The organism is Paenibacillus apiarius, assembly GCF_017052585.1.
GTDB classification, from domain to species: Bacteria; Bacillota; Bacilli; order Paenibacillales; family Paenibacillaceae; genus Paenibacillus_B; species Paenibacillus_B apiarius.
The window spans coordinates 3415035-3441133 of the sequence record NZ_JAFFHZ010000001.1 but is presented as its reverse complement, the minus strand read 5'-3'; the positions used below and the strand labels follow the sequence as shown (position 1 = coordinate 3441133).

Sequence of the window (26099 nt, the reverse complement as noted above, 5' to 3'; positions counted from 1 at the left end):
TTTATTATTTAAATATATCATTATATGAACATATATGACTATGAAATTGATCAATAATTTATGACAATTGTCCTACTTAGTGCTATATAATCATTCAAAAAGAGAAATATAAAGAGTGTATAAGAATAAGAAACGGCACTAAGGCAAGTGCAAGTCTGTGCCAGGCCGTATTCGAGAATGCCTAGCACAGACTAAAAATACAATGTAACTACTTGGGACAAATCTATAGCACAGGCTCCAAAGGTATTGTCTATAATCCGAATTCTCATCTGTTATATAATGCTACAACGCAGGCTTCTCCATTACAGATTGCACTTCATTCTGTATCGCTTCCAGTGCCTCAGCTACCGCCAGCTTACCAACTAATACCTCACCTAGATATTTGCTCGCGCTTTGATCTAGCTGGCTGATAATCTCTGGAGGAAGCTGCCGCAGGTATTCCACAATGTTATTGTTCGTTTGCTCCAACTTATAGAAAGATTCAATGCCGAGGTTATCTTCTTTCTCTGACAAAGACTTGCGTGCGGGCAATTCTTCTCCATTTGTACGCATCGCTATTTTTCCATATGATTCACCCGATATATATTTAATGAATTCCCATGCTGCCTCTCTATTTGAAGAACCGCTGCGGATTGAAAACACTTCGTTCATGCTAATGCCGTTTCCCATATCCGGATTTTCCGGATGCACAGGCATGGACACTACACCCCATTCGAACTCGCCGAACGATTTCTGGCTCGATATCATCGTTCTTAGCATACTGGATTGTTCTACAGCCATTGCGATATTGCCTTCCAAGAAGGGATAGCTTCTTTTAAGAATACTGTATTCATCCATTTTGTCTGGTTCATTTGCTTCCGAAGCTTGATAGCAAGCCCCTGACTTTATGCACCTTATAATCGTTTCAAACACCTTGTTCCAAGCATCTGTATGGATCGTAAATTGCTTATTCGCCGGGTTGTAAATAGAGAGCCCGCCGCCCTCACCTATATTTAAAGCCATCATAAAAGGGCTCAAGCTGTATTTATGATAAAATCCGAACAGAGGTTTCTCCGAACTCATAATCTGTTTCGGAAATCGTTCTGCGAGTTGAAATACTTCATCCCAGGTCATACGATCCTTTGGCAGCGGGACTCCATGAGACTCAAATAAATCCTTATTATAATAGAGTCCCAGTCCGTTAAAGGTAGCCGACAACCCGTACAATTCCCCGCTCTCCTTACCCTTAAGTGCATTGAGCACCGAAGGAACATAATCATCAAGGCTATAGCCTTCTTGGTTCATGAACTCATCTAACGACAACAGTAGGTTTTGTTTAACCAGTATCTTATAAGCATCCAAATCCGTCTGAATAATATCAGGTTGTTTATTCTGGATCATTTTCTTGATAACTTCAATCGGGTCTTTGCCTGGCTCAAGCTCGCCTTTTAAAGGAATAACTTCAATTTTATAATCAGGATGCGTGGCAATAAACATGTTCCCATATTTGTTCAAGAAGCTTGCTTCATCCCAATATAATATCCGAAGCTGGGGATTTTCGATCTCTTGTTTCTCAGCTTGGCATGCTGCCAGAAAAAACACAAATACGAGCAGTAATATGGTCTTTAACTGTTTTTGAATCATATTTACCTCCACAAGTGACATACTTTGATAATATTTTGCAAGTCAATTCCATCATACAGAATCTGTCATAATTAGTCTTGTACAAACCTGTTATCCGCTTGACTAAGGCATTTTTTCCTAAGCCCTTTTCTCCAACAATAGCTGCTTTTTCACCTGAACGTATTTGAAAAGCAATCTTTTTTGAATGCATATTGCGTTGGGATATTTAAAAGATAGGCCTTCCACCAAAATTCCAGATTTAAAGGAAGCGATATTGAGAGCGAATGTTCAGGCCCTAATTCCTCTTTAATTTCTTTGAGACATTGCAACATGATCACCAACGGTTAGCAGGTAAGATAACCGTAAAATCAAAAATCACGTCGAACGTCGAGAAACAAAAAACATCCTTTACCAAGGCCCCCGCCCCAGTAAAGGATGTTCCCGCTCTCCTCTATTCATTTCTACGCCAACCGATACACCCGTGCCTCATACGGCTTCAACTGCAGCTCGCCTGCATCCGATTCCACCGCATAATTCCCAATAAGCAGTTCTGCTCCCGCTAATGAGACAGAAGCAGGCGGCTCGCACGCCACCGTTTGCTCAGAAATGTTCAGCACAATCAGCCATTTCTCCCCATCCAACGCACGGGTGTAAGCGTAGATCTGCTCGTGCTCTTCCAACAGCGGCTCATAGCTGCCGTATACCATCACCGGATGCTGCTTCCGCAGCTGGATGAGCGTCTTGTAGTAATAAAAGACGGAGTTCGGATCGGACAGTGCCGCGCTTACGTTGATATCCCGGTAGTTCGGGTTCACCTTCATCCATGGAGTGCCGGCGGTGAAGCCGCCATTCGCTGAATCGTCCCACTGCATCGGCGTGCGGGAATTGTCCCGCGCCAGATGAAGCATGCTCGTGAACACTGCCTGCGGATCGCGGCCCTTGCCGACTTCTTCCTTATATTTGTTTTTCATCGCGATGTCGTTGTAGTCGTCAATGGAATCGAAGCGGACGCCGGTCATCCCAATCTCTTCCCCTTGATAGATGTACGGCATGCCGGGCAGCGTATGCAGCAGCGTGGCGAAGCACTTCGCCGACTCCACGCGGTACGCCGTATCGTTGCCGAACCGGGTGACGACGCGTGTGTGGTCATGATTGTTCAGGAATTGGGAATTCCAGCCCTTGCCCCACATGCCCTCATACCACCGCTTCTGAATCTCTTTGAAGCGCTGCATGTCCCAATGCGCCATATAGTCGCACACCTCGAAGTGGAATAACGTATGCAGCTCGCCGCGCTCCTCGCCCACATACAGCACGCCGTCTTCGGGCGTGACGAACGGGATTTCCCCGACCGTGAAAATGTCGTAATGCCGCAGCACCTTGTCATGCATCTCTTGCAGGTATTCATGAATGCCGGGGTTGTTGCCCAAGTATGAAATATCGTCCGGGTTCGCCGCATCCGGGAATCCCGCCTGCTTCGCAAGCAGGTTGACGACGTCCATGCGGAAGCCGTCGATGCCTTTATCCAGCCAGAAGCGCATCATATCATATATTTCTTCGCGCACGCGCGGGTTGTCCCAATTCAGGTCAGGCTGCTGCACGGCGAAGGAATGGAAGTAATACTCTCCCGTCGTTTCGTCATACTCCCAGGTGGAAGGGGTGAAGTACGAGCGCCAGTTGTTTGGCTCTTTCCGCCAGATGTAATAGTCCCGCTTCGTATGGTCCTTCGCCGAGCGCGACTCCGTGAACCACGGATGCTGATCGGAGGTATGGTTCACGACCAGATCCATGATGAGCTTCATGCCGCGCGCATGCGTTTCTTGCAGCAAGCGCTCGAAGGTGTCCATCGTGCCCGCCTTCGGCATAATCGAGCGGTAATCGGCAATATCGTAGCCGTTATCCACATCCGGCGATCCATAGCACGGATTGAGCCAGATGACGTCAACGCCGAGATCGCGGATATAGTCAAGTTTCTGGATGACCCCCTCCAAATCTCCGTATCCATCCCCATTCGTATCATTGAAGCTTCTCCAATATACCTGATACACAACAGCCTCTTTCCACCATGTTCGCTTCATCTGCCTGCTCCTTCCTGCGTCTTCTGCCGCTATCCTTCTCATCTATTGTGGTTATTGCGAGAAGCGGCCGTCACGAAGACGGCCGTTGTCTATTACTCTATTTATACTACTTCCATATATACTAACGCTACTCTACCGCACCGGATTGCACAATGGCTAGACCCGTCGTGTTGCCAAGCACCTCGACGCCAACCTCGTCCGCGCCTTCCCGCAAGCGTGTGACCTTCAAGGACAGCTCGCCCGCGCCAATGCGCAGCCGCTCGACCGTCAGCTCGCCAATCCCTTCCGGCAGCATCGGGTTGATGCGAATCTCGCCTCCCGGCACGTTCGGATCAAGGCCCAGGATCGCCTGCACAAAGGCGACCGCCGTGCCTGCCGACCAGGCCTGCGGGGAGCATGTCGAAGGATACGGCACCGGCTCGCCCAACTCCGCGCCGTGTCCGCAATACAATTCAGGCAGCCGCTGATATTCGAAATGCCGGGACGCCGCAAGCAATCCCGAGATGACCTTTACGGGTCTATTGTCGAGGTGCATCTAAGCACACATTTCGCCTACATGGACAACTCAACTACATGAGGGCTTGTGGCTCCTTCAGTAATTGGAATCTAACTTAATAAGATGCATACTTCTAGGAACGATGGCATAAAAAATGCCCTGCGGGTCTGTCAAGAAATATGTGTAAACTCATTTATAAGAAACTCCCCTTCGGAGGGGGGATTAACTCCTTAGCGTAAATGTTGACCGACCCGATCTGGAAAGAATACAGAGAACTGGAGCAGCATTTGCCCCCAATTCTGTACACGCCCCGTCCATTTGCGAACAACATCCATCGTCGAGAGATAGAGCATTTTGAGCAAGGCTTCGTCCGACGGAAAAATACTCTTGCCCTTTGTTACTTTGCGCAGCTGACGATGATAGCTTTCGATCATATTCGTGGTATAGATAAGCTTTCGAATTTCCGGAGGATACTTGAAGAAGGTTGCTAACTCCGCCCAATTGTTACGCCAGGAACGAACGATGAGTGGATACTTTGTTCCCCAGATTTCTTCGAAGCGATCGAGCTCAACAAGAGCAGTTTCTTCCGTTGTGGCCTTGTAGATCGGTTTAAGATCCGCCGTTACCTTCTTGAGGTCTTTATAGGAAACGTAGCGCGTGGAATTACGGATTTGGTGGATGATGCACTTCTGAATTTCGGTCTGTGGATAGCAAGCCGTGATGGCCTGAGAGAAGCCGGTCAGGTTGTCCACACAGGTGATCAGAATGTCTTGTACACCACGATTCTTCAACTCATTGAGTACGCTGAGCCAAAACTTGGCGGACTCATTCTCGCCGATCCACATGCCCAGCACGTCCTTGTTACCGTCAAGATCGATGCCGATGACCATGTACGCAGCCTTGTTGACAATAGCGCCTTCTTGCTTCACCTTAAAGTGAATGGCATCAAGAAAGACAACGGCATACACGCTCTGAAGCGGCCGATTCTGCCACTCCTTAATGAGTGGCATGATTTTGTTAGTCACGCTGGAAATGAGCGTCGGTGAGACGTCGATTCCGTACAGGTTGTTTAGGTGGTCTTGGATATCTCGCGTACTTACTCCTTTGGCGTAGAGCGCAATAATCTGTTCTTCAATCCCCGTCACGTTGGATTGGTGCTTCTTGACAACGAGCGGATCGAAATCGCTATGACGATCGCGTGGAACGGTGATTTCCTGCTCACCGTATTCGCTCGTGATGGTTTTACGGCTTTTGCCATTCCGGCTATTTGTCGTTGCCTTATTCTTGGTCTGATGCTTTTCGTATCCCAGATGCGTGTCCATCTCAGCCTCCAGCATTTCCTGGATCGTTTCGGCAAAGAGGTCTTTCAGGGCATTTTGCGCATCCTGAGCGGTGACCAGATTATTCTCTTTGATAAATGCTCGCAGTTGCTCTTTCGTCCACAGTCCCATGTGTTCTCCACAACTTTTCTTCTACTTCCATTTTAGTAGGTTTTGGAGTTTACACAATCTATTTTACAGACTCTGCCCTGCTTACAAAAGCAGGGTATTTTAAGAAACTTTTTTATCTCAATGAACACAAGAAGACTTTTTCCATGAAGGCGCCTCTTTTTAAAACATTATTTTCGCATATCATACTCAATTATAATTTTCCCGTTATTACCTTTAGCAGTAACCGATAGAGGTTTTATGTTACGACCAATCTCAACATCTAAATATGTTTTTTGACCCTCATCTATTTTCAATAAATTTATTATATTTGATGGATATTCAATATATATCTCTTTAATCCTATTATCAACTACATTTCCTAACACAGCATCAAAATTTCTATCCTGATCAATCAACTTTCCTGATACTTTTACCACACTAAGGGCTTTAGTGTCGTCTGTGGAGAATACATCCATATAACCAGGGATCCATTTTTTTGTTTCTTCATTTAATTGAGCGTAGATGAGTCCAGTATACGCCCGTCCTTCTGTTTTAAATTCAAATGTAGCAAATACCATTTTGTTTTCATAGTATGTACTGCTCACGGATAATTCTAATATTTCGGATTTCACTTTTTCTTTAACTTGTATTAGTATTAGTTTTTCAAGAGATTTGTTTTCGTTTTGTTTGTCCTTTTTAGTCGAAGTTTCAACTTTAAAAGGATTATTTTCATTTACATCTTTATTATTGTTCTCTATATTTGCTCCGGAACTACATCCTGTAATAAACATGATTGAAACAAACATTATTATTTTTTTTAAGTAGACATTATTGAACATAATTTTCACTCCTCACTTAACTTGATATATTTAATTATTTCCACATTTTTTTTTGATATTTCCAGAAGCTTTGAAGGTCTGCGCGGATGTAGGAAAAACAACATGACCTGCTTATAAGTCTAGGGCATGTTCGGTATTCATTTCATATTTTTTCGAACCGGTCAGTTTTTCCAGATCAAACGTCACCAGTTCATGATATCAAAAATAATAAACAATGAAATGACGAATATTAAAGCTCCCACTATAAACGAAGTGACTGCCTGTACTCAATTTTGCTTCCTTACCTGCAAATCGAAGGCCTGAGAGAAAACATGCAGAGACATGCACAGTGTCATTAAGCCCAAGTATATGACTTTATCTCCTTTTATAGAGACAGCCAATGCTCCAAACATGATTACACCTAAAGCGGATAGATATTTACATAGTTTAATAAGTCTATTCATTAGAACTAATTAGATGGTTGGTATCCATCTGCCCTTTCGCATGAAGTGAAGTTTTTATTTTGTTGATTTTGCAATAGACTCAAGTTCATTAGGGCTAAAGAAACTATTCTCATTTGCTATTGATTCGTACTTCTTATTTAAATCTCCCTTTTCACCAATAAGTGTATAGGACACTCCTGCCTCGTTCCAATAAAAAATTTGAGCATTTCCGTTATTCAAATATTTAATATCACTCAAATCATCGGATGAATAGGATTGAAGTAAATGATTACTATCAAGCGGCTCAACCTTCGAGTTAATTGCTCTTAATGTGAGAACATCTCCTGATTGGTCATTGATATAATAGATTTGAATCATTTGTTTACTATTCATGTTTGAAACCGAAGCAAAACTACTCGAAACTTCAAATGGTATATTTAAAGGTTGCTTTACATTGAATGATATTTTTTTAATGCTTCTTCAATACTTAATGTTTGAGTACCCTTTTCTGCTTGAGCATACACTTTGTTGGAATTGAAATGATTATAGCCTATTGCAAAAAAAACACCAAGAATCAAACTAAAAATCGTTCCGACTGCTAATATTTTATATTCCTTTTTCATTTTTTTCACCTCAGTCCTGATTCTTTTCATACTTTCTCCCACTTGACTACGCACAATGGAACTTTCTGTGTTCTCATCCAAAGCTCCCGTAGGCTCGTCAGGCAACAGAACATCGGAATCATTTGTTTATTGCATACTAAAAGTGCCTAAAATTGCAGCGTAAAAGTGCTCAAGTCAGATGCAAAAAAGGCACTTGCCAGCCCCTTAAATTCCTCCTATCGTTAGGTTTGCTACGAACTTAACGAAGGGGACTGGAAGGATGCTGAAAATGCCTCAACAACACTATATCAGATTTTTACGTGAAGCAGAAGGGTGTTCGGTCAGAGGCATCGCTAGACAGATGGGCATCCACTGGCGGACAGCGAAGAAGTATGCAGATCAGTCCAACTGGAACGAATCTATGGGAAAAAGAAAAAGCCGGAGTCCAGTCATGGGACCATACATGGAGATGGTGGATACATGGCTGGAAGAAGATCGGCTCCTTCCCCGTAAGCAACGGCACACGGGCATACGTATCTATCAACGACTGAGAGATGAACATCAGTTCGCTGGCGGACAGCGGACCGTGCTGGCGTATTTACAAAAACGAAAAAGCGAGATGGAACTGGAACGCGCCAAAACCTACGAACGACTGGAGCATCCGCCGGGAGAAGCACAGGTGGATTTTACCACCATCCAGGTTAGTCAAGTGCAGCAGTTGCTCACCTACAAGCTGCTGGTGGTATCTTTCCCCTACAGCAATGCTGCGTTTGTCTATCCGACACCAGCTGAGAATCAGGAATGTTTTCTGGAAGCGCTGAAGCAATGCTTCGAACAAATGGAAGGTGTCCCACAGCGGATCTGGTTCGACAATCTGTCGGCCGCGGTGGTTCACATCGAAAAGAAAGGCGAGCGGCAGCTCACGGAAGGATTTCAGCGCTTCTGTGCCCACTACCGGTTTGAAGCCGTGTTTTGTAATCCATACAGCGGACATGAAAAAGGGCATGTGGAGAACAAATGCGGATATGCCAAGCGTAATTGGGCCGTACCCATTCCAGTCTATGAAAGCCATGAACAGCTTGCGTTTTCTTTCGCAGAGCAGGCTCGGCAGGATCGGGAGCGTGTACATTACGCCAAAAAGACTCGTATCGCGGATCTGTGGGAGGCAGATCGAAGGCATTTGCTAACCCTGCCGGAAACCGGCTTACAAGCCTTCCGCATGAGTACCGCGGTGGTCAACAAGTACGGGGAGATTCGGGCCGACGAGACGACGATTCCACTGCTGGGCCTGGTTCCAACCGGGCAGCGAAGTGCTGATCCAAACGTTTTGGGATCGCCTGGTAATCCTAAGCAGCCAACACCAGCGAATACGGGAAGTGCCACGTCCGTATACGGGACAAACGGCACAGATTCCTTGGCCGCAGGTATTTACGAACCTGCTGAGAAAGCCGCGCAGCGTCACGCATTCCCAGTTTATTCGCATGTTGCCGGATGCAATGCAACAGTATGTCTTGGTGAAGGAACTGGAGGTGCGCAAGGAGCGCCTGCAAGCGCTAGCTCACTGGTGCGATGTGTAACACGGTGGAACAGATTCAAGAAGCCCTCGAGCAGGAAAGCAGTGAAGCAACGGTTGCCCGCCTCACAGCGGCGCTAGGCGTGAAGCAAGGGAGCCGGGAAATCCCTGTCGTTTGGCAAGAAACGCTGTCTCCTCCGGGAACTCAAAACAGCGGATCGCTCCAGCGCTATGACCGACTCATGGGGGTGAACTGAAATGCGGGCAGATCTCACGGATTTATGCCGGCAGCTTCGGCTGGCACATGTGGTGGAGTACGTGGTGCTACAGCAGGACGAGCAGGTGAGCGGATGGGTGGAACAACTTTTAACGGCCGAACTCGATGGCCGACGTCGCGCCAAACTGGGGAAGCTCGTCCAGCAGGCTGGTTTTCCTCACATTAAGACGTTTGAAGGATATGTCTACGACCACATCTCGTTTCCGAGCGAAAGCAGTCCGGACATGCTCCGAGAGCTGGAATGGTTGGAAAGAAAAGAAAACTTATTGCTGATGGGTGCTGTGGGAACCGGGAAGACGCACATGGCGATCGCCTTAGGGATAGAAGCCTGCAGACAAGGTAAAGCGGTGCAATTTTACCGGGCTTCGGACCTAGTGGCGGTGCTGCAGGAAAAATTCGCGGCAGGCACAGTTAGTCGGTTCCGAGAGAAGCTGAAAAAGGTGGAACTGTTTATCCTGGATGAAGTCGGATACGTGCCGTTCAGCCAAACGGGGTCTGAATTGCTGTTTAACGTGATTGCCGATTGCTACGAAAGGCAGAGTGTCATTGTGACGTCCAACCTGGAGTTTGGCCAGTGGACCTCGATTTTTGGGGACACCAAGCTAACGTCTGCGCTGGTGGACCGTTTGGTGCACCATGCTCATATTCTCTCCTTCACGGGTGAGAGTTTCCGCTTCAAGCAAGCGATGGAACGGATTCCTTTGTAGCTTTGGGGCTGGCAAGTGCCCTTGACACTTTTGGCTGCAAAATTGAGCATTTTTCACTTGCAAAAAACAATCATTAACAATGGCTCTCGCGATGGCAGTCTGCTGGTTGTCCACCTGAACACTTAGACCGATTTCTCTAAGAATTATTGATACTCTGTCAGTGATATCAGCCTTTGAACGTTTATTGTATTTTAGGGGCAACTCGACATTGTCATACACCGTTCGATCATATATAAGCGCATAATGTTGTACTATAAATCCAATATGATTGCGCAGAAAACGGCTGAGCTGATTTGGGCCGCTTAAAGTTAAACTTTTCACCCTCAAAATAATAACTGCCATTACCAAGCAAGGTCAGCCCGCCCAGTATATTTAGTAAGCCACAAGTAAAATTGAGGGTAACTTAGCTTTTATCTTCTTATTCTCTTTGTCCCACCATTTTATTCATACATATAAATTATCCCATAAATAAAAAAGACAGATCTACTTTTCTCGTGTCTTTTACGTTCGTTGGTCAAAATTTTAGTTATTGGACCACTTCGTCAACCTTGTAGCGAGGTCAGCAGGCTCATGCTCTAGCTTCACCTCGCTTTTCCCCGTAAACTGAAGGGGCAAAAATCTATTTCATTTTTTTTCGTTTTGTTATGAACATCTTTTCTGTCTGGCCTTATTGGATTACAATGAGTTTAGGAGTTCATGGATAAATAACTTGGAATCAGATTGCTCTGAGAAGCTCAAACAAATGACAATTAATTTTAGCAAAAAAAAGTACGCAATACCTTCACTGCGCACTTTTTTATATAAAATTATTCAGTAGATTCTTCAAGTGGATATGAAATGTGCTTAGTGATTCTAGGACGATAAATGAGTGAACCCTTGTATATATCAGCAGATGTTTCTATGTCAGTACCATGCAGGAATGTTCTAGAATTTCCTTCGGCACCATGTGATTCAGTGACAGCGTACCATTGATTTTCTATAGGAAGTGATGTCCAACTTACCTTATTTTCTTTCTTTTCAAGAGCTGGAGGATAAGAGATTGAAATAGTGGTTCCACTAAATGTATAACTATATGATACAACTATTTTATCGGCGTTACCTGAACCCATATAATGAGTATTTATAATGCCATCGTGAATTTTCATCTTATTTGTTGTTATAGGATAAAGATAAGCTTCTTCATTATAGCCGCTTATTTTCCAATTTATCCTTGAGTCAGTAGATGACCCCTTTAAGTTGTGGGACCAATTACGCACAGTGCCTAAAGGTACTATTTTCTCTTCAGTATTATTTTTGATAATTTCATCTGCATAACCTGCTACCGCCTGTTTGTTTTTTACTTTTGTAGGAATGGTATGAATCAAATTCCCTTTATCATCTTTCCAAGTAATTAATTCAAATTTTTCTCCTAGTATTTCGTGCTGAGTCGTATTCACTTTTTCAAGAGACATCTTTTTAAAATCATCTTCTGCTGCAAAACCAGAACTTGAAATTGATAAAAACGCAAAACAACTTAATACTAATAAAAATGTCTTTTTCATTGATAAATTACCTCCTTAGGAAAGAGTTTTTATATCAATTAACATTGATATCAGAAGATACTTTCTCCCTGTATTTTCATTAAATACTCTAGTAGACTATGTTTATTAGGAATACTAATATTTAATTCTCTCGATATGTTAACTACTAAATATGTAGTGAGTACATCAGATTCAGCAATCACACCATATAATGGGAAAGAGCCGTTTTCCAACTGAATAGAATTAAAGTAATAACTAACAACATCCTTATCCATTTCAAAGTGCGACTTCTTGAACAAACTATTTAACTTAAGTGCAGTATCATATTTTTCAACGCTTTCCTCTTCCTTTTCGTATAATTCTTTTAATATTTCCATAAATGATTCAATTATTCTTTGAGGCAGGAAAAAGCTATTATCACTGTTTTCCACAATATATTTTTCCATCACTTTCATTAAATAAACATAACTCCCAATAGTTACAAAATCATCCTTTTCCCCCAAATCATAAATCACTTTATTCAACCATTCTTTGATATATTTCACATTAGGAATTGGATGATTATAATATCGATAAATGTCTAGAGCCATTTTTGTGCTTAAAATATAATTGTTTTCTTTTCCATTTTTATACTCTTTTTTATAAGATAAAAAAAAACCCTCTTCAGCTTGAAGTTCATTAAGAAAATTTATAATAAATGAGATTTGTTCAACTTTAACATCAGTTGCATCAAGAGAATGAGTATACAACCATATATCATATAAACTTCCTTTATTATTATCATGAGCAAACTGCTTTATGTCTAAGTTTCCTAAGTTCTTCCTTTCTGAGTTGGTAACACTAATTGTATTATTTATTTTGTCAATAGCTTTTGTTGAATAATGATAAGTATACAGATCTATCTGGGGGATTTCTTCTTGATTACCTTCATCAATTATTGAATAACTTTCAAAATCAATATTTTTTTTATTTAAAACCAAAAGGGATATGATACTAGCTAAGATTACTATATATAGGGATATTTTTTTGTGCATAATCTAGACCTCATTTTCTATATATAACCTGTCCACTACTGTTATAGAGATCAATGTTAAGGTTCTGAACCATGCGCTTTCCTTTCAAAGGATTTTCATGTACTATGATATAATTTCCATTCTGGGGACTCACTTCTTTAGAATATGACACATTATCACCAAACGTAACCGTTAATTTTTCTGCGTTTTTTAAAATATCTTTGTCATTTATGGATACCATGATATAAGCAAATTCACCTTGTGCACCTATAAATTGTACTGGCATTTCATTTCTTTTTTCTACTGTGATAGCCTTCAGATAGTGAATGTTACCATTTTTATTTGTTACATCATATGCTCCAATCAGATTATCTTTTTCATAGAACAACAGAGCGATAGGCTTACTACGATGATTTAATCGCTCCTCTGCTAGAAGAGTTATCTTTTCTTCAGCAACCACATTACCTATCTGACTATCTGTTATTACTCCGTATCTATCCTTTGAAATGAAATTAACAACTAAAAAAATACATAAGCACATTCCCACTAATATCAAAATTCTCATCTTTTTCGATGGATTCATTTGTAAAAACACCCCATACGATACATTTATACCTTATGTTACCAGAGAGTGTTTCATATGACAAGCATTAATATGTAAAAAGAAGATAAAGAAACGACTTTTCTCCATCATTTTGTACGTGAGGTTCTTTCTCATAAAAAAGGAGAGTAAAGAAATTCAGACGGATAATGCACTTAACTATAATTAGCGTAGAATGCCTCATCGAGGAGATAGTCGGCCACGAATCTCTTAAGCCTTAAATGCGTTAAAAAACTTGTATTCCAGCTTTAGTCCGAAATAGCTTACATAGATTGATATAACACTACATATTCAATTTGGGTAAGCTGGCGGTGTTCAGTAATCTGCTGTATCGGAACATGGTAATAACGATTCGTTAACGATGCTTCTAGCTTTACTTCGTTTCGTTCTGTCCAAGACGCCGACGAGCACGTTTTTACCTACCTGCTAGCTTCTCCGCTTAGTAATGATCCGTCCCTCTTGGCCGCGTGGAAACGTTCGCATCATCCAGAAACTGCTCCACCACCTTCGTCGCGTTCGGCAAGAACGGCAATACCCCCAATCGATACTTTTATGGAAGCGATGCTGTTGGAGCTTCTTCTCGTATACATTCGTGTCCCGAGACCGATACATGTATTGATGTCCTATTCACCCGGGATATTTTTTTGTTCATATGTCCAACGCCTCTTTCAAGCGTTCCGTGTGAACCCACAAAGATTTTCGCAGGCCCTCCTTATCCATAATGCCTTCCGCAGCAAAGGTGCTTAGCAATTCCGTCACCGTTTCACGAATGCTTCCGGTAATGCTGGCCAACTCTTGATGGGTAAGCTTCAGAACCCATTGGGGATCTTGGCCTTCGATTGCCGATTGAGGAGCGCCAAACTTCAAAGAAAGCTTATACAGCAAGTAAAGCAGCCGCTTTTAGCGCTTCCATAGGCCATGAGCTCGAGCATCTCTTCCACTTTTTTTAACCGCGCAGATAAAATTTCGATAAATTTCAGGGCAAGTTCGGGCCTTTCACGGATTAGCTTCTCGAATTGAGCTTTATCGTGAGTGTCCCTTTTTTAAGCAACATCGATAGGCGTCACTGGTTTCAGCTGCTGTAATTGCTCCCTATTCATATCATGCAAGAGATTGATTCTCGACAAATATTTGACCTTATCCAAGCATCTCCATCCTTTCCTATTCCACATTGTAGTCTGGACTACAAAACATAAGAATTCACCAAATTATACTGTAATGCAAGTGCCGATTACTGTTCAAATAGAGGAGAGTACAGTATTTGAGTGCCGTTATCATTCAAATCATATTATCATGCATGTTTGCCTTCTCGGCGTCTATTAAGTTACTGCGTACGAAATCCATGGTTCAGCATTGGAACGACTATCAATACCCGATGTGGATCATGAACATAACGGCTCTCTTAGAGGTAGCCGGGGTAATTGGAATAATTGCTGCCTTGTGGATACCAGGAATTTTGAAATATGCTGCTGCCCTTTTGTCGTCCTGATGATCGGAGCCATATACGCTCATTTATTCCGCGCGAAGCATAAGCCTGTCATGGCGATTAACGCTTCTTGTCATGCTCTTGCTCTCCATTACGCTCATGGTTGTATAGTTTCCTATTAAATCAAAAAGGGTGGCCTAAGTTATCTAAGATGATTACTTAAGGCCAACCCTTTATACGTTAATACTATAAAAGCTTTACTTAGCTCTATCCTGCCTCATTCAATACTCAAGCTCAATCTTCCTGTACCACCTGCGTCACCCGTGTAGCCAAGTCCGCAGGCTCTTGATCCAGCTTTACCTTCGCTTTACCTTGACGGCGTGCCTCACGCCATACCCGAGTGTTCGCCTCACTCTCTAACCGGAGCTCCGCCACTTCATGGGCCCGGTCAAAGAGCGACTTCGCCGTAAACAACGCGTGGTATACGTAATGGCCGCCCGCACTTTTCTCAAGTTATTCTGTATATAACAAAAACAATTGCCCTATAAGTTGAGGGACAATTGTTTTTCAACTTTATCTGTTAACATGAACCCGACATGTTTTGCAATTTGCTCTGCCATAAGTGGAGGAACTGCATTTCCTATTTGAGTGAATACAGAAGTTCTTGGACCTTCAAAAAAGAAATTGTCCGGAAATGATTGCAATCTGGCCGCTTCCCTTACTGATAAAGATCTCCTTTGAGAAATGTCCGGATGAATATAATAATGACCGTCTTTTGCTATATGAGCGACAACAGTATGTGAAAATGGAAGATCTTCACTGACCACTTTAAAACGATCCAAAAAGGATTTCAGATTCTTGTGAGTACGATTGATTTCTGGAAGATCTGTATATTTCAATCGCTGTTTATGATTATTCCACATAGCTATAGCAGTTTCATATATCTGTCTGTCATTTTCATTGTGAATTCTCGCCATGTGTTGTGTGAGAATATCATCTTTACCCCTGATGTCAAATTTGCTTAAATAGTTGCTCGGCTCTTTGGTGTAAAAAAAGTTTTTTTCCGTTCCTGGCTGCAAGGATGGCACATCCTCAAGCAGATCACGCACTATATAATTATGATTTACTTTTTTGAATTCCGGATACTCATAATCCAATTCTTCTTTCCAACCAATTAGAATGACACGTTTTCTTTGTTGCAATACACCAAAATCTGCTGCATTGAGTGTTTTGGCAGTAATATTGTACCCCGCGTCTCTCATAATTGATTGAACGTCTTCAAAGAGCTTACCTTTAGCCGCATTCAAGATACCCGGAACATTTTCAAATACAAAGATGCTTGGCTTATATCTATCAAGAAATTTCACATATTGTTTGTACAGATAATTGCGGGGATCCTTCTCCTTTCCATAAGGATCTCTAGCCCTTCCAACCAAGGAATATGCTTGACAAGGCGGTCCTCCTATCAAAACATCCACAGTACTTTTCTGACCCGTCATGCTCACCAATCTATGATCAATCTCCCGAAAGAGATAGTCTATGGTCTCATCAGAAATTTCCAAATTGATAACTGCATCTGCCTCGCTCTTAGGTATTTGCTCATACAAATCCTCACGAGACATTTTTTTTAGCAAATAGTCATGATAAATAGCCAACCGATCATTATTTTTCAAATTATGATATGCAGCTCTCGTTTTTAGCGTTAGCGCAGCGTATCGATCCATTTCGATATGGGCGATCGGTTTGTATCCTTGACGCATGAAACCTTCCGACAGCCCGCCTGCTCCTGCAAACAAATCAATGAAATACATAATCATTGCTCCTAAAATAGACGTCTTGTTCCAATTATAACAAAGGAAAAAGCCCTCTCCAAACCATTAATTATAACTCAAGAAAAGTTTCAATATCCATATCTCTGAAACTTGTCCAACACTCTTCTTTCTTGCACCACTCAGTCGGATTCTCACCATTTGGTGGATTGGAAATATGCGAAAAAGCAGCCTTGATAACAATCTTTATGGTTTCAATCATGGATGCCGGTACGGATTGCATTCTCCAGATTTCTTCAAGATCTATTTTCTGCTGTGTTTTATATGACAACCATGCCATCGTGTATGTAACAATATTTGCACGAAATTGGGTTTTTACCATTCCATAGATCGTGTTGAAAATAATTGCCTTTGCGATGGTATCACAATAATAGCTTTTATCAAGTTGCTCAACATCAAGATCATCCAAAGATTTCGAGAACTCTGAAAAGTTTTTTTGATTGCCGCGGCTAACAATATGAGGAAGCCGCTCCCATGAATTAACATACTTTGCCAAGTCAGTTTTTGTGAAAACTTGCGATTTGGGGTGATCCTCATCGAAAAGCCGTTTTTTTGCTTTTGTTTCCTGTTTGTTTTTCAAATCCAAATATTGTCCCCTTGCACGTTCATAAAACCATTTGGATTGTCGGTGACTTCCTGCTTTCGCTGGTGCCCACTCGTTTCGAGAGAAGTGTTCCACCTTTCGATGATAAGGACTATTCGAAAAGAAATCAGCGGTTTGTATTTTGTTTTGACTGTTTGCACAAAGAGAAATGATGGGTACCATCTCATCCATTTTCTCAGTATCCTTAATGACAGTCAGCTTCATTTGTACATAAATCTTTGAAATATCGGCATTTTTGTCATTTTTAGCTGCATGATAAATCGCTGCCGTAGTTTGTCCACCATTTACAATTTGCAAATCTTTAATGGACTTGATTACAGGTAAACCACTTTGTGTACTTTGACCGAAATCCACCTGTTCTGCAGTCGCAGCAATCCCATTGTTGTACGCCAAAAACATATGTGGTTCTTTCAAAACAGTTTTCCTGATCTCTTTGTTTACACCCCTAAATTGTAAAAAGGACCGCACATTCCTCTCTATTAATCGTTCTCCATATTCCTCATAGATCCGTGCCAAAAGCTGACCAGGAATAAAGGCCAGAAAAGATTCATAATCTTCATTAGTTTCCGGCATTGGTAAACAAGGCAACTCCAATCCATACTTTTGTTCCAAATTAAGGAATATAGGCTCTTTCTTTCTTCCAGAGCTTTTCATTCTAAACAATCTTTCCAGATCCCATACATGAAAGCTTATCGGTATACCCTCTACTTCCACATCGTCCAAAGCGATTGTTTTGGTGATACCATCAGTAAAGAAAAAGATACGCGCTAGTTTAATTTTTTCTTTGTTATCATGAATCATTTTTGAAATCCCATAAACCTCCGATTCCCTAACAAGCGAATAATGCAAACCTGACAGGCATTTTCTCAGGAATCCAATTCCTCTTTTAATGACGGGTTCCCATTCGTTTTTGTGTATGGAGATAGGAGGTATTATTCTGGTATGTAAACAAACGAACAAGTCGACGGCTAGTCTTTCCTCGTCCTCGTGAATTGCATAACCGTTCAATTGAATACCAATTCTCTTGAACTGTTCAATTACCTCAAATCCATCCAGTTCACCGGATTCTTGCATGTAACCGCACATGGCATCAGTGAAAGACTCTATGCTTTTATTTTCACTTTTTGCCGCAGCAATTCCTTCTATATGTTGTTTAAAAGATTCCGCAAAATCGTGCAGTGGTTTGTTCATTGATTCCACTCTCTCAGGGGCAATTTGCCTTGATATTCTTAATATGCATTTTCATCATATTTATTGTACCATAATTATCAGTCTTAAGGTCGTGTTCCCAAATCCTAAGAATGTTCCAACGTCAATCAAAATAATAGTCCGTTAGTACCAATGTTCTCCCATCAGACCAATACTTTTCACCAGCAAACTGGACACTTGAAAATCTGATGTTTGATGCCGGTTTACCAAACAGTCTTGGAATTTTCTAATTCACTTTTTTTAAGAGTTAGACTACTGAATACATTTTGTCTGCTGCGCATGAACCGATTCACAATATCCAGATAGGATTGTTCCCGGTGTTTGAAAACCCGTCATTTCATCCTTTTAAAAAGACATGAAGAGCCGGATCTACCCAACGATTGTCATCAGCAGTCGGTGTTCGGTTACAATGGATAGCCAAATATTGCACAATCTCGTAAAATGGTAGAGACTTTACTGGACTCCAATTGCAAGGCAGGTTTGATCATGCTGAAATTGATAGATACCGATCACTAATTTGAAATATTTATCATTTATTCTTATAGCTTCCTGTAAACCAATGTTGCGTATTCAGTTCCTTAATCAGAGCTGACGGGCCCTTTCCGTAATAAAGAACCATCAATCCTCTCATCGCTCTTGTCATACCAACATACAACGTACGTCTTGCCACCTTCATTAATTCCGCTATTTCTGCCTCTTCTACTGGATCCGACAATCTGGGAAACGACTTTTTATTCAATCCGGCGATGCACACCATGGGAAATTCGAGGCCTTTCGAGGATGCGAGCGTCAATACTTTCACCTCATCACTCTGAAGATCCAACTGAGTTCCTCTCATGAACTTGCAAGGAAGCCCCTCATTGGAAACAGCCATAGCTAGATCTTTTCCGATCGCTGAAGAAGGTACCAGTACGGCTGCTGAAGAAGCCTTCAATCGTAAATGTCTGCTCATCTGTTTAATGAATTTCACTATGAGTTGTGCTTGCTCCCCTTCAGAGTCGTAAGAAAACAATAAAGGTTGAGGACCACTTTGTATGGAACGCAGTGCCAAGGATTCGGGGTCACCCTCTGAAGAAAAACTCATAAACTGAGCAGCGGCTTCAGAAATTTCACGCGTCGTCCTGTAATTTCTGCGCAGATTGATGGCTCTTCCCCGAAACAATAAACGTTCATGGACCTCATTCCATGAAAATCCGCTATAATAAATTGACTGGGATGCATCCGCAGTCAAATAAATGCCCTTGCTTGTTTGGGAGAGTTCGGCCAGCAATGCCAAGCTTGCCGGAGTAAGATCCTGGGCTTCATCAATGATAACGGCATCATAACGCTGCTCATATATCCCAGCTTTTACGAGCTCCAAAGCTTTGCATCGCATACCGGATAAAGAGAAGAATCCTTGGTCTTGCAGAGCTTCTGAAAAAATCTGATAGCACTCCCAGACTTCCGTTCTGACTTGTCCGGTCAAAGCAATCCCCCTGCCGCTTCGATTCGCCGACAAGTAGTCATCCAATTGTTTCAGGTTTTGCCCTTCAATAACCCATTCGAATTCATCCAACAAGTAATCCGCACGTAGTTTTTTGAGTACGGAGCCCTTCCCGGCTGCATTTATTGAGCGTTCTAAAATATTCTTTAACATATTGCGTTCAGCAAAGTTTGGCTTTTCTGAATGGGGTACCGCAATTTTTAGAACCAATTCATCAGCAGTTGCAACTTCCACTTGGTGCAATCGATTTTTAAGCAATTGCTCCAGCAATTGTTTAGAGAAACGGGACAATGCTTCAGAAAACGTGGCAAACAGAATTTTGGGATTCGACTTTCCCTGCTTTGAAAAATTATCCAATAATGAGCGAACACGATACAATGCTATTGTCGATTTGCCCGTCCCCGGTCCACCTTTAATTAAAGCTGGCCCTTGCAATGCCCAATCCACCAACCGTTCTTGATCGGAATCAAGACGCAATAAGAATCCAAACAAATCCCCTTCCTTGTAGCGAATAAGATCATTGGTGTCAAAAACAATAAAATCCGGCTGCTGCAAAATTTCCTGAACGGGTCTGGGAAAGAGATTATCAATTACCCTTTCAATCAGATAATCGGGAACATTTGATAGCAACAAATCATCTTCCGTTTTACAGTTTATCAATCGACCATGGTATTCATCCGGAATACGTAATTGTTCCAACCAATCCTCCGTGATGATGTCCGGCAATCGCTGAGGTAAGGACAGATTATTATTTCCAGTCCAAGCGTGCTCCACTCCCGCCGCCAGTTCTTCATCATCAGCTATATCTGCATCCATCCCCAAATCCAAGGGTTCTTCATAGTTCACGTTTTTCAAATACGCATTCTTGCGAGGGCGAATGCTTAACAGGCGAATCCAATTCCCTCCAAAAGAATAAAACAATCTGAAATCACCAATTCTCAATCGATAAATATTGTCCCATTTGTTTAATTTCTTTTTAAGACGACCATCAGGTATCGGATTTTGGGCTAGAAAATTGATTTTTTCCCATACCTGATCTCCCATTTGGGAAGGAAGGGCGTGCAGTTCCCTCATAAAAGATGGCTTAATATTGATATCCCTTGACAGACTCATACGCTATTAACTCCCTTCGATACGCTGGAGAATGCCAGCTCTCTCAAGTGAAATAAAGTGATTTTCCATTTGGTTTGCTATGCTTCCTTTAATCCGAACACCCACTTCAATATTCGAGCTTAATCCATGTTGGGTCAAGTTTGCAGATGTAACCAGAAACTCTTTCCGATCAACCAATAGCATTTTGCATGCAGACTAGCCCTCATCAATCAAAGTAGGCCAAGCTATGTTCGGATACTGTGGGAACCAAAAATGCACGATCCAAGAAACGGTTGGACTTTTCACAGGAGGTTTCAGCAGCCAATTGGCAAGCATGGCATGCGGCACCATTCAGATCACCAATCGCATCCGGTTTGTGTTCTGAGCAAAGAGGATCTCCGGAACAAAACCGGGCATCTTCTAAAGCGTGAAACAGAACCTCTTCAAATTTCTCGGTTTTCCCTAGTTCAACCAGTCCACCCAAACTTCCTTCGGAATCGGGTGTTGCTGTGTATATGAGTATTCCTGCCATTTTTTGAGCGTTTGCAGTTCGGGAATATATCCTTTCTCTCAATGAAGAAGATGAATAGCCCGAACCAAGACATAATTGCCGCATTAGCGCATGAGACAATGTGTGCAATAATACATAGCGAGTACCTGGAAATTCCGGTTCACCCTCAACATTGCGATCCATGCAATACTTGATAAATTCCTGTTTCATGGGTGCCACGGCGGATTCAACTTGTTGTTCCCATCTGTTCAACTCTTCTTCATTCAGCGTTATAAAGATCCCCTCTCCACGCGTAATGAGGCCTGGCCTCCAAGAAATTCTTTTCTCACTTAACGAAGCTTTGAAGGATTCTTTAACCGTTTCATCCTCTTCCCCCAAGGAAGTCATGTCAGGCAATGGTTCAATTCGGCTGAAGCCATCCAAGACACGAACTTCAGTCAAACGCCTGACCATCATCAGTTTTGCAATTTTGTGTACATATCTTTCCGGCACTTGCTGCTCCTCTGTCTCGAATTCAGATTCGAAGTGTTCTACACCGCCACGATGAAGAACTTCCCATTCAGGAAATAACAAATCCTGTTCCTCTCCACTTCCAAGTCCACGTTGATGTAAAATGGCTTGCCAGAGCTCGTCCAGATCAAAATCCTTAAATGTTGGAAATACATCGTCCTCTATATACACCTTCAGTTTCTCTTTTGCATCCATTTTCCCAAGACGTTCCATTTCTTCGGCAGCAGCCTGATGAACGGGATTCGTATATGGGGGGATCGATAGGGCGCTAGCCACAATCGGAAAATAAAGATTAGAAGCCCCCCTCAGCAGTGCTCTAGATTTTTCCGTACACTCTTCTCTGCTCCAAGCTCCCATCCAGTGTCTGTGTCCTCTACATGAAGGAAGACCTGATCCCGAAAAAGCATCTTCCAGTGTTCTTTTCTCTTTGCATTCTTTACATTCCACTTCCACATCGGAAATGGAACCTGTAACTCCCTTGTCATTCAAAACCAATTCTCCCTTGCAGTCCAAATTTCCGCTTTTGGAATGTACATAAAAACTCCAAGGGAAGTCTTCAATATGCCCCTTCGAACAGGCAACAATAAAACGAGCCGGAAACACTTTCACTTCTTCTTCGCATTGGCAGTACACGATCTGGCTTTTTTCTTCAATAAAAAACTTATGATAGGGTGCCAACTTCCTGCATTTAGGACAAACCATGTATTTCGGGAATCGAAAAGCCGGGAGTGTTCCCAACCGATTGTCCGGATCCCACTCCAATGCAGGAGGGGCATAAATCTTGTTGATTTTGAGTTTTTTCTGCAACCGGGGCTCCTTGATCACTTCACACTGCTTTTTATTCCAATGGTCCAAACTTGCAATAATGACCGAAAAGTCGGGCAAATCCATGATCGCTCCGGGTCCAAAAATTGAAATTAAGTGGCTATTTCGAACTTCACCCACTTTGTCACGCATGGCTTCTACTCCTTTAAATAAATTCCGATTGTTTTTTCAACGTCACGCATGGAACTGGGTACACCAAATACGGCTCCTTTCGACTTTTCTCCCAAAGGAAACATCAAATTCGGCTTTTTGGTGGCATTACTATAGACCAATGACTTTTCCATCGTTTTCAGTTGCCATTGTTCAATGTGAGAATCAAGATGTTTGGCAACTTCTTTTGCTTTCAAGGGCTCAATACTCTCTACTCTTTTCCTGACATGATCCTTTAGACGAGCAACAAGAGGATGCGCCGGCTTGAATTTTTTTGCATCGTCCTTTTTGGACAATCCTGGAATATTAAGTCTGGACATCATGACAAGCGTGGCGGAAAGCGCTCTGTCCCTAGCTCTTGACGAAAATGGAGTGACACTTATGGCCTCGACATAACGATATAAAGCATCATGATAAGAATCGAATCGTTCATAGTGGGATACATCTCTCGGGCGCGCCCAGTTATAAACAGTAAAAACAAGACCCGGATTCGAACGTCCAACACGGCTCGTGGCTTGAATGTATTCCGCAGTCGTTTTGGGTTGTCCGGTCACTACCATAAGCCCCAATCTGCTGACATCAACTCCAACTGATATCATATTGCTGGCAAGTACCACATCCACGGGAGCAATTTTGTCGTCTTTTACATAAAAAGGTTGCTCCAGTCTTTGCAATAAAGAAGGGATTGCGCTGGAGTCAACACGACTGGTCAATTCCGGAACATTTTCTTTGATAACTCTCGTCTTGTAACCGTAAATTTGTCCCTTTGTTCTCTTGGATAACACTTTGATGCGCGCTTTTACGTCATCCTCGATCAGTCGGACCGCGCCACCAAGCTCCCTTAGACTGTTAAAATAGCCGACCAAAGTACGGTAAGAGTCCAAATCCTCCATGTCTTTTTCCATGGCTTCGGTAGCGGAGAGCAGAGCTGCATATACACGGACTAACGCAGTTTTCATGCTTCGTCCAGGAGCAAAAATGCCGACATACGACCTTCCCGGAACATTCTCCAATGGTTGTTCTTCAGAAAAAAATGAATTGCCGGCCAAAAGCCCAGGACTTGGAAAAATAGCAACACGTCTTGCAAACAGAGAAAGAATTTGCTCCTTTGCCCTGCGAATCGTGGCCGTGGAAGCAACAACCTTTGGACCGATTCTTTTGTCGCCAATCTCACGCCCTGCCAAATAATCGATGGCCGTTTCATATACTCCGACCATCGTACCCAATGGTCCCGAAATCAGATGAAGTTCATCCTGAATAATCAAATCGGGTGGCAATAAAGGCCTTCCATCCACAATCTCTCCAGTTGATGAATTCGATTGAAAAACAGCCTTCATCCAACCCCCTGTTTCATTATCCAAGCCCTCGCTCACAAATCCCCAATGGCATGCTTGTCCTTTGACATTGCCCATTAAGGATTGCGTATTTCCAACCCATGGCATCCTAGCAAATTTATCTACTGTTCCAATGATAAGCGTCGGCAACAAGCGGTAAATTTCTTCATCGGATACCACGGCCGGAATGCCTTCCGGATTTTTTGAACGGTGAAATTCACAATCGGCACGCGAACATCCAATCAGTACCCTACGCTTTTTTCTATAGGCAAAGTAATTTTTTCTTGTCAGTTCAGCACCGCACCAAGGACAAGAAACCAATTGTACCGGTGTTGAAGCTGAAGGATTATAGGTCTTAGATTCCAAAACTTCCTCGCATTCATCAAAATCATTCGGAGTATTTTTCTGACCCACCCACAGACCAATTCGAAATGGTTCTCCCCCCCATTTGTTAGGATTTTCTTTTCGTATATTTTCACACGCGCATATTAACGTGGCAGCCCTTTGAAACTGTTGAATCGTCAACAACCGAAGCGTGTATCTCATTAATACTGCAACCCCGGCGTCCCCCCTCAATCCATCCACTTCGCCGTTCAATCTTCGCAATGCCATTACAAAAGCTGCAAGGCCCAAATATGCTTCCGTCTTCCCTCCGCCCGTTGGAAACCAAATCAAGTCGGCAATCTGACGTTCACCATGAGACGGTTCCACGATGCCCGTCAAGGATTGTAAAATGAAGCCGATTTGAAATGGCCTCCATTCCGTTTTGATCTTTTGAGGACCACCAGACCAATCTTTATTCTTGCCAGCAACTCTTGCCCATTCACTATATGTTCTTTGCAAGGCCATCGCACGATTGGCAAAACAGAAAGCATCCAGAACCTTTCCGTTTTCGCCGTCTGCACGTATCATGTCCAAACCCTTTTTCATACGATTGAGGGACTCTCTGCACGAATCAGTATGTTCTTTTGCAGTGGTTTTAAATTCTCCGTCCAAAAATTCGATTTCATCTTCCCTATCCCATATCCACTGATCATATGCCTCAAGAAGCGGGTTCAAGTATTCGTAAACTTCCTCCCCATCGGAAGCGTTCGCGAGCTTTGTCATATCCAGAGATCCATCCCCCTTCCAGTCGGGAGGGACAACACGCGGAATTTCATGTATCGGCATGATTATCGTTTTCAATTTCCCCGCGGTTTTTCTGTTCTCTGAAACGTCTTCCCATCCCACCGCCACCCCGTGACCAACAGCAAACACCGTTTGGTTGCGATAGAGCAACTCATCTGCCGCTACATCGGGGTACTTTGTTTTTTGCTTGATCGACATTTTTCGAATAGAAAATGGGCGCTCCCCCTCTGCTCCGTTCACGCTGATTTCTGGTTGAAATAGGCAAAACACATCTTTGGCTCGCTTCTCCTGTTTGGGTTTTCTGTTTACGAGAAATAAACTGATTGCATGTCGCCCAAATCCGTCGTTTAGCGGACGTGACATCCACTCGATGAATACCTCCGGATCATCGGTAGGCATGGCTCGTCTTTTCTCATCGGCGGGAAGAATGGCAATTGGGGACTCAAATTGAATAGACTTTCTGTGCCAAGCAGGGTTTTTCCTATCCCCTTTTTGTTCATACTGACCCCAGCTTACTTTCAGGTTCAAAGATTCCACTCCTTCGTCCAGCACGAAGGACAGACCAATGGCAGAAGGCTTCATGGCCTGCATGAGAGGTGCAGCACGATCGGCCAATCCCGACTCCTCCCCATCTTCTTCCGTGGCATGCTCCTCGTCATCCTCTTTTTCGATTTCAGAACCGATCGGCCAGAGAATTCCTGTCAGATAGCGCTGTGTTGGGGATTCGTTCAACTCTTCCGTTACCAAATTAGGCCCAATCAATTCAAGCTTCATTCTATTAATCAATTCATTCCTTATCTCCAATTTATTCGATAAAGCCATAATTTCATCCCCCATTATTCATGGTTTTCGACAAAATGATCCCCGATTTCTCCTATATAATTAATTCGACAGGCAGGAC

The 26099-nt window shown here is 42.7% G+C and carries 22 protein-coding genes; 3 read left to right on the top strand and 19 right to left on the bottom strand.

Annotated features, from left to right (window positions below):
* Nucleotides 1–282: 282 nt before the first annotated feature.
* From JSQ80_RS15435 to JSQ80_RS15400, 8 genes are all read right to left on the bottom strand, one after another.
* Nucleotides 283–1623: an ABC transporter substrate-binding protein gene (locus tag JSQ80_RS15435; protein WP_206095915.1), complete on the bottom strand. Its 1341-nt coding sequence runs from the start codon at nucleotides 1621–1623 to the stop codon at nucleotides 283–285.
* The gene (locus JSQ80_RS30030) at nucleotides 1553–1813 is read right to left on the bottom strand and encodes an ATP-binding cassette domain-containing protein (protein ID WP_206095914.1); all 261 of its coding nucleotides are present in this window, start codon (nucleotides 1811–1813) and stop codon (nucleotides 1553–1555) included. The genes JSQ80_RS15435 and JSQ80_RS30030 overlap by 71 nt, the downstream gene beginning before the upstream one ends.
* A gap of 250 nt (nucleotides 1814–2063) precedes the next feature.
* The gene (locus JSQ80_RS15425) at nucleotides 2064–3677 is read right to left on the bottom strand and encodes a glycoside hydrolase family 13 protein (RefSeq protein WP_206095913.1); all 1614 of its coding nucleotides are present in this window, start codon (nucleotides 3675–3677) and stop codon (nucleotides 2064–2066) included.
* A gap of 127 nt (nucleotides 3678–3804) precedes the next feature.
* The gene (locus JSQ80_RS15420) at nucleotides 3805–4212 is read right to left on the bottom strand and encodes a hypothetical protein (protein ID WP_206095912.1); all 408 of its coding nucleotides are present in this window, start codon (nucleotides 4210–4212) and stop codon (nucleotides 3805–3807) included.
* A gap of 191 nt (nucleotides 4213–4403) precedes the next feature.
* Nucleotides 4404–5624, bottom strand: coding sequence for an IS256 family transposase (locus JSQ80_RS15415; RefSeq protein ID WP_206095911.1), 1221 nt, complete (start codon nucleotides 5622–5624; stop codon nucleotides 4404–4406).
* A gap of 167 nt (nucleotides 5625–5791) precedes the next feature.
* Nucleotides 5792–6442 (bottom strand): hypothetical protein, encoded by a 651-nt coding sequence (locus JSQ80_RS15410; protein WP_206095910.1) that lies wholly within the window; start codon nucleotides 6440–6442, stop codon nucleotides 5792–5794.
* A gap of 497 nt (nucleotides 6443–6939) precedes the next feature.
* The gene (locus tag JSQ80_RS15405) at nucleotides 6940–7257 is read right to left on the bottom strand and encodes a hypothetical protein (RefSeq protein WP_206095909.1); all 318 of its coding nucleotides are present in this window, start codon (nucleotides 7255–7257) and stop codon (nucleotides 6940–6942) included.
* Nucleotides 7258–7313: 56 nt separating this feature from the next.
* A complete protein-coding gene (locus tag JSQ80_RS15400) occupies nucleotides 7314–7568 on the bottom strand; it encodes a hypothetical protein (protein ID WP_206095908.1) in 255 nt (84 codons plus the stop codon).
* A 178-nt stretch (nucleotides 7569–7746) separates the two neighbouring features.
* Here JSQ80_RS15400 and istA point away from each other — a divergent pair, with 178 nt between their 5' ends.
* A complete protein-coding gene (gene istA, locus JSQ80_RS15395) occupies nucleotides 7747–9120 on the top strand; it encodes an IS21 family transposase (RefSeq protein WP_206095907.1) in 1374 nt (457 codons plus the stop codon).
* Between the two features lie 117 nt (nucleotides 9121–9237).
* The gene (gene istB, locus JSQ80_RS15390) at nucleotides 9238–9963 is read left to right on the top strand and encodes an IS21-like element helper ATPase IstB (RefSeq protein WP_206095906.1); all 726 of its coding nucleotides are present in this window, start codon (nucleotides 9238–9240) and stop codon (nucleotides 9961–9963) included.
* 806 nt (nucleotides 9964–10769) lie between these two features.
* Here istB and JSQ80_RS15385 read toward each other — a convergent pair.
* The 4 genes from JSQ80_RS15385 to JSQ80_RS29140 all read right to left on the bottom strand — a co-directional run bounded on the left by JSQ80_RS15385 (nucleotide 10770) and on the right by JSQ80_RS29140 (nucleotide 13982).
* Nucleotides 10770–11504 (bottom strand): hypothetical protein, encoded by a 735-nt coding sequence (locus tag JSQ80_RS15385; RefSeq protein WP_206095905.1) that lies wholly within the window; start codon nucleotides 11502–11504, stop codon nucleotides 10770–10772.
* Nucleotides 11505–11554: 50 nt separating this feature from the next.
* Nucleotides 11555–12517, bottom strand: coding sequence for a hypothetical protein (locus tag JSQ80_RS15380; protein ID WP_206095904.1), 963 nt, complete (start codon nucleotides 12515–12517; stop codon nucleotides 11555–11557).
* Nucleotides 12518–12527: 10 nt separating this feature from the next.
* A complete protein-coding gene (locus JSQ80_RS15375) occupies nucleotides 12528–13079 on the bottom strand; it encodes a hypothetical protein (protein WP_206095903.1) in 552 nt (183 codons plus the stop codon).
* A gap of 666 nt (nucleotides 13080–13745) precedes the next feature.
* The gene (locus JSQ80_RS29140; protein WP_240463675.1) at nucleotides 13746–13982 is read right to left on the bottom strand and encodes a helix-turn-helix domain-containing protein; all 237 of its coding nucleotides are present in this window, start codon (nucleotides 13980–13982) and stop codon (nucleotides 13746–13748) included.
* 376 nt (nucleotides 13983–14358) lie between these two features.
* Between JSQ80_RS29140 and JSQ80_RS29765 the strand changes: the two genes are divergently transcribed.
* Entirely contained in the window at nucleotides 14359–14586 is a 228-nt protein-coding gene (locus JSQ80_RS29765) for a DoxX family protein (RefSeq protein WP_418888876.1), read from the top strand.
* A 231-nt stretch (nucleotides 14587–14817) separates the two neighbouring features.
* Here the strand turns inward: JSQ80_RS29765 and JSQ80_RS15360 are convergent, their stop codons facing one another.
* The 7 genes from JSQ80_RS15360 to drmA all read right to left on the bottom strand — a co-directional run bounded on the left by JSQ80_RS15360 (nucleotide 14818) and on the right by drmA (nucleotide 26020).
* Entirely contained in the window at nucleotides 14818–14997 is a 180-nt protein-coding gene (locus JSQ80_RS15360) for a hypothetical protein (protein WP_206095902.1), read from the bottom strand.
* A 68-nt stretch (nucleotides 14998–15065) separates the two neighbouring features.
* The gene (locus JSQ80_RS15355; RefSeq protein ID WP_206095901.1) at nucleotides 15066–16334 is read right to left on the bottom strand and encodes a DNA cytosine methyltransferase; all 1269 of its coding nucleotides are present in this window, start codon (nucleotides 16332–16334) and stop codon (nucleotides 15066–15068) included.
* Nucleotides 16335–16404: 70 nt separating this feature from the next.
* The gene (locus JSQ80_RS15350) at nucleotides 16405–18147 is read right to left on the bottom strand and encodes an AIPR family protein (protein ID WP_206095900.1); all 1743 of its coding nucleotides are present in this window, start codon (nucleotides 18145–18147) and stop codon (nucleotides 16405–16407) included.
* Between the two features lie 547 nt (nucleotides 18148–18694).
* Nucleotides 18695–20761, bottom strand: coding sequence for a 3'-5' exonuclease (locus tag JSQ80_RS15345; protein WP_206095899.1), 2067 nt, complete (start codon nucleotides 20759–20761; stop codon nucleotides 18695–18697).
* Between the two features lie 6 nt (nucleotides 20762–20767).
* Nucleotides 20768–20944: a phospholipase D-like domain-containing protein gene (locus JSQ80_RS30025; protein WP_418888875.1), complete on the bottom strand. Its 177-nt coding sequence runs from the start codon at nucleotides 20942–20944 to the stop codon at nucleotides 20768–20770.
* Nucleotides 20945–20966: 22 nt separating this feature from the next.
* Nucleotides 20967–22718, bottom strand: a complete 1752-nt coding sequence (gene drmB / locus JSQ80_RS15335) for a DUF1998 domain-containing protein (protein WP_206095897.1) — start codon at nucleotides 22716–22718, stop codon at nucleotides 20967–20969.
* Between the two features lie 5 nt (nucleotides 22719–22723).
* Nucleotides 22724–26020: a DISARM system helicase DrmA gene (gene drmA / locus JSQ80_RS15330; protein ID WP_240463674.1), complete on the bottom strand. Its 3297-nt coding sequence runs from the start codon at nucleotides 26018–26020 to the stop codon at nucleotides 22724–22726.
* Nucleotides 26021–26099 lie beyond the last annotated feature (79 nt).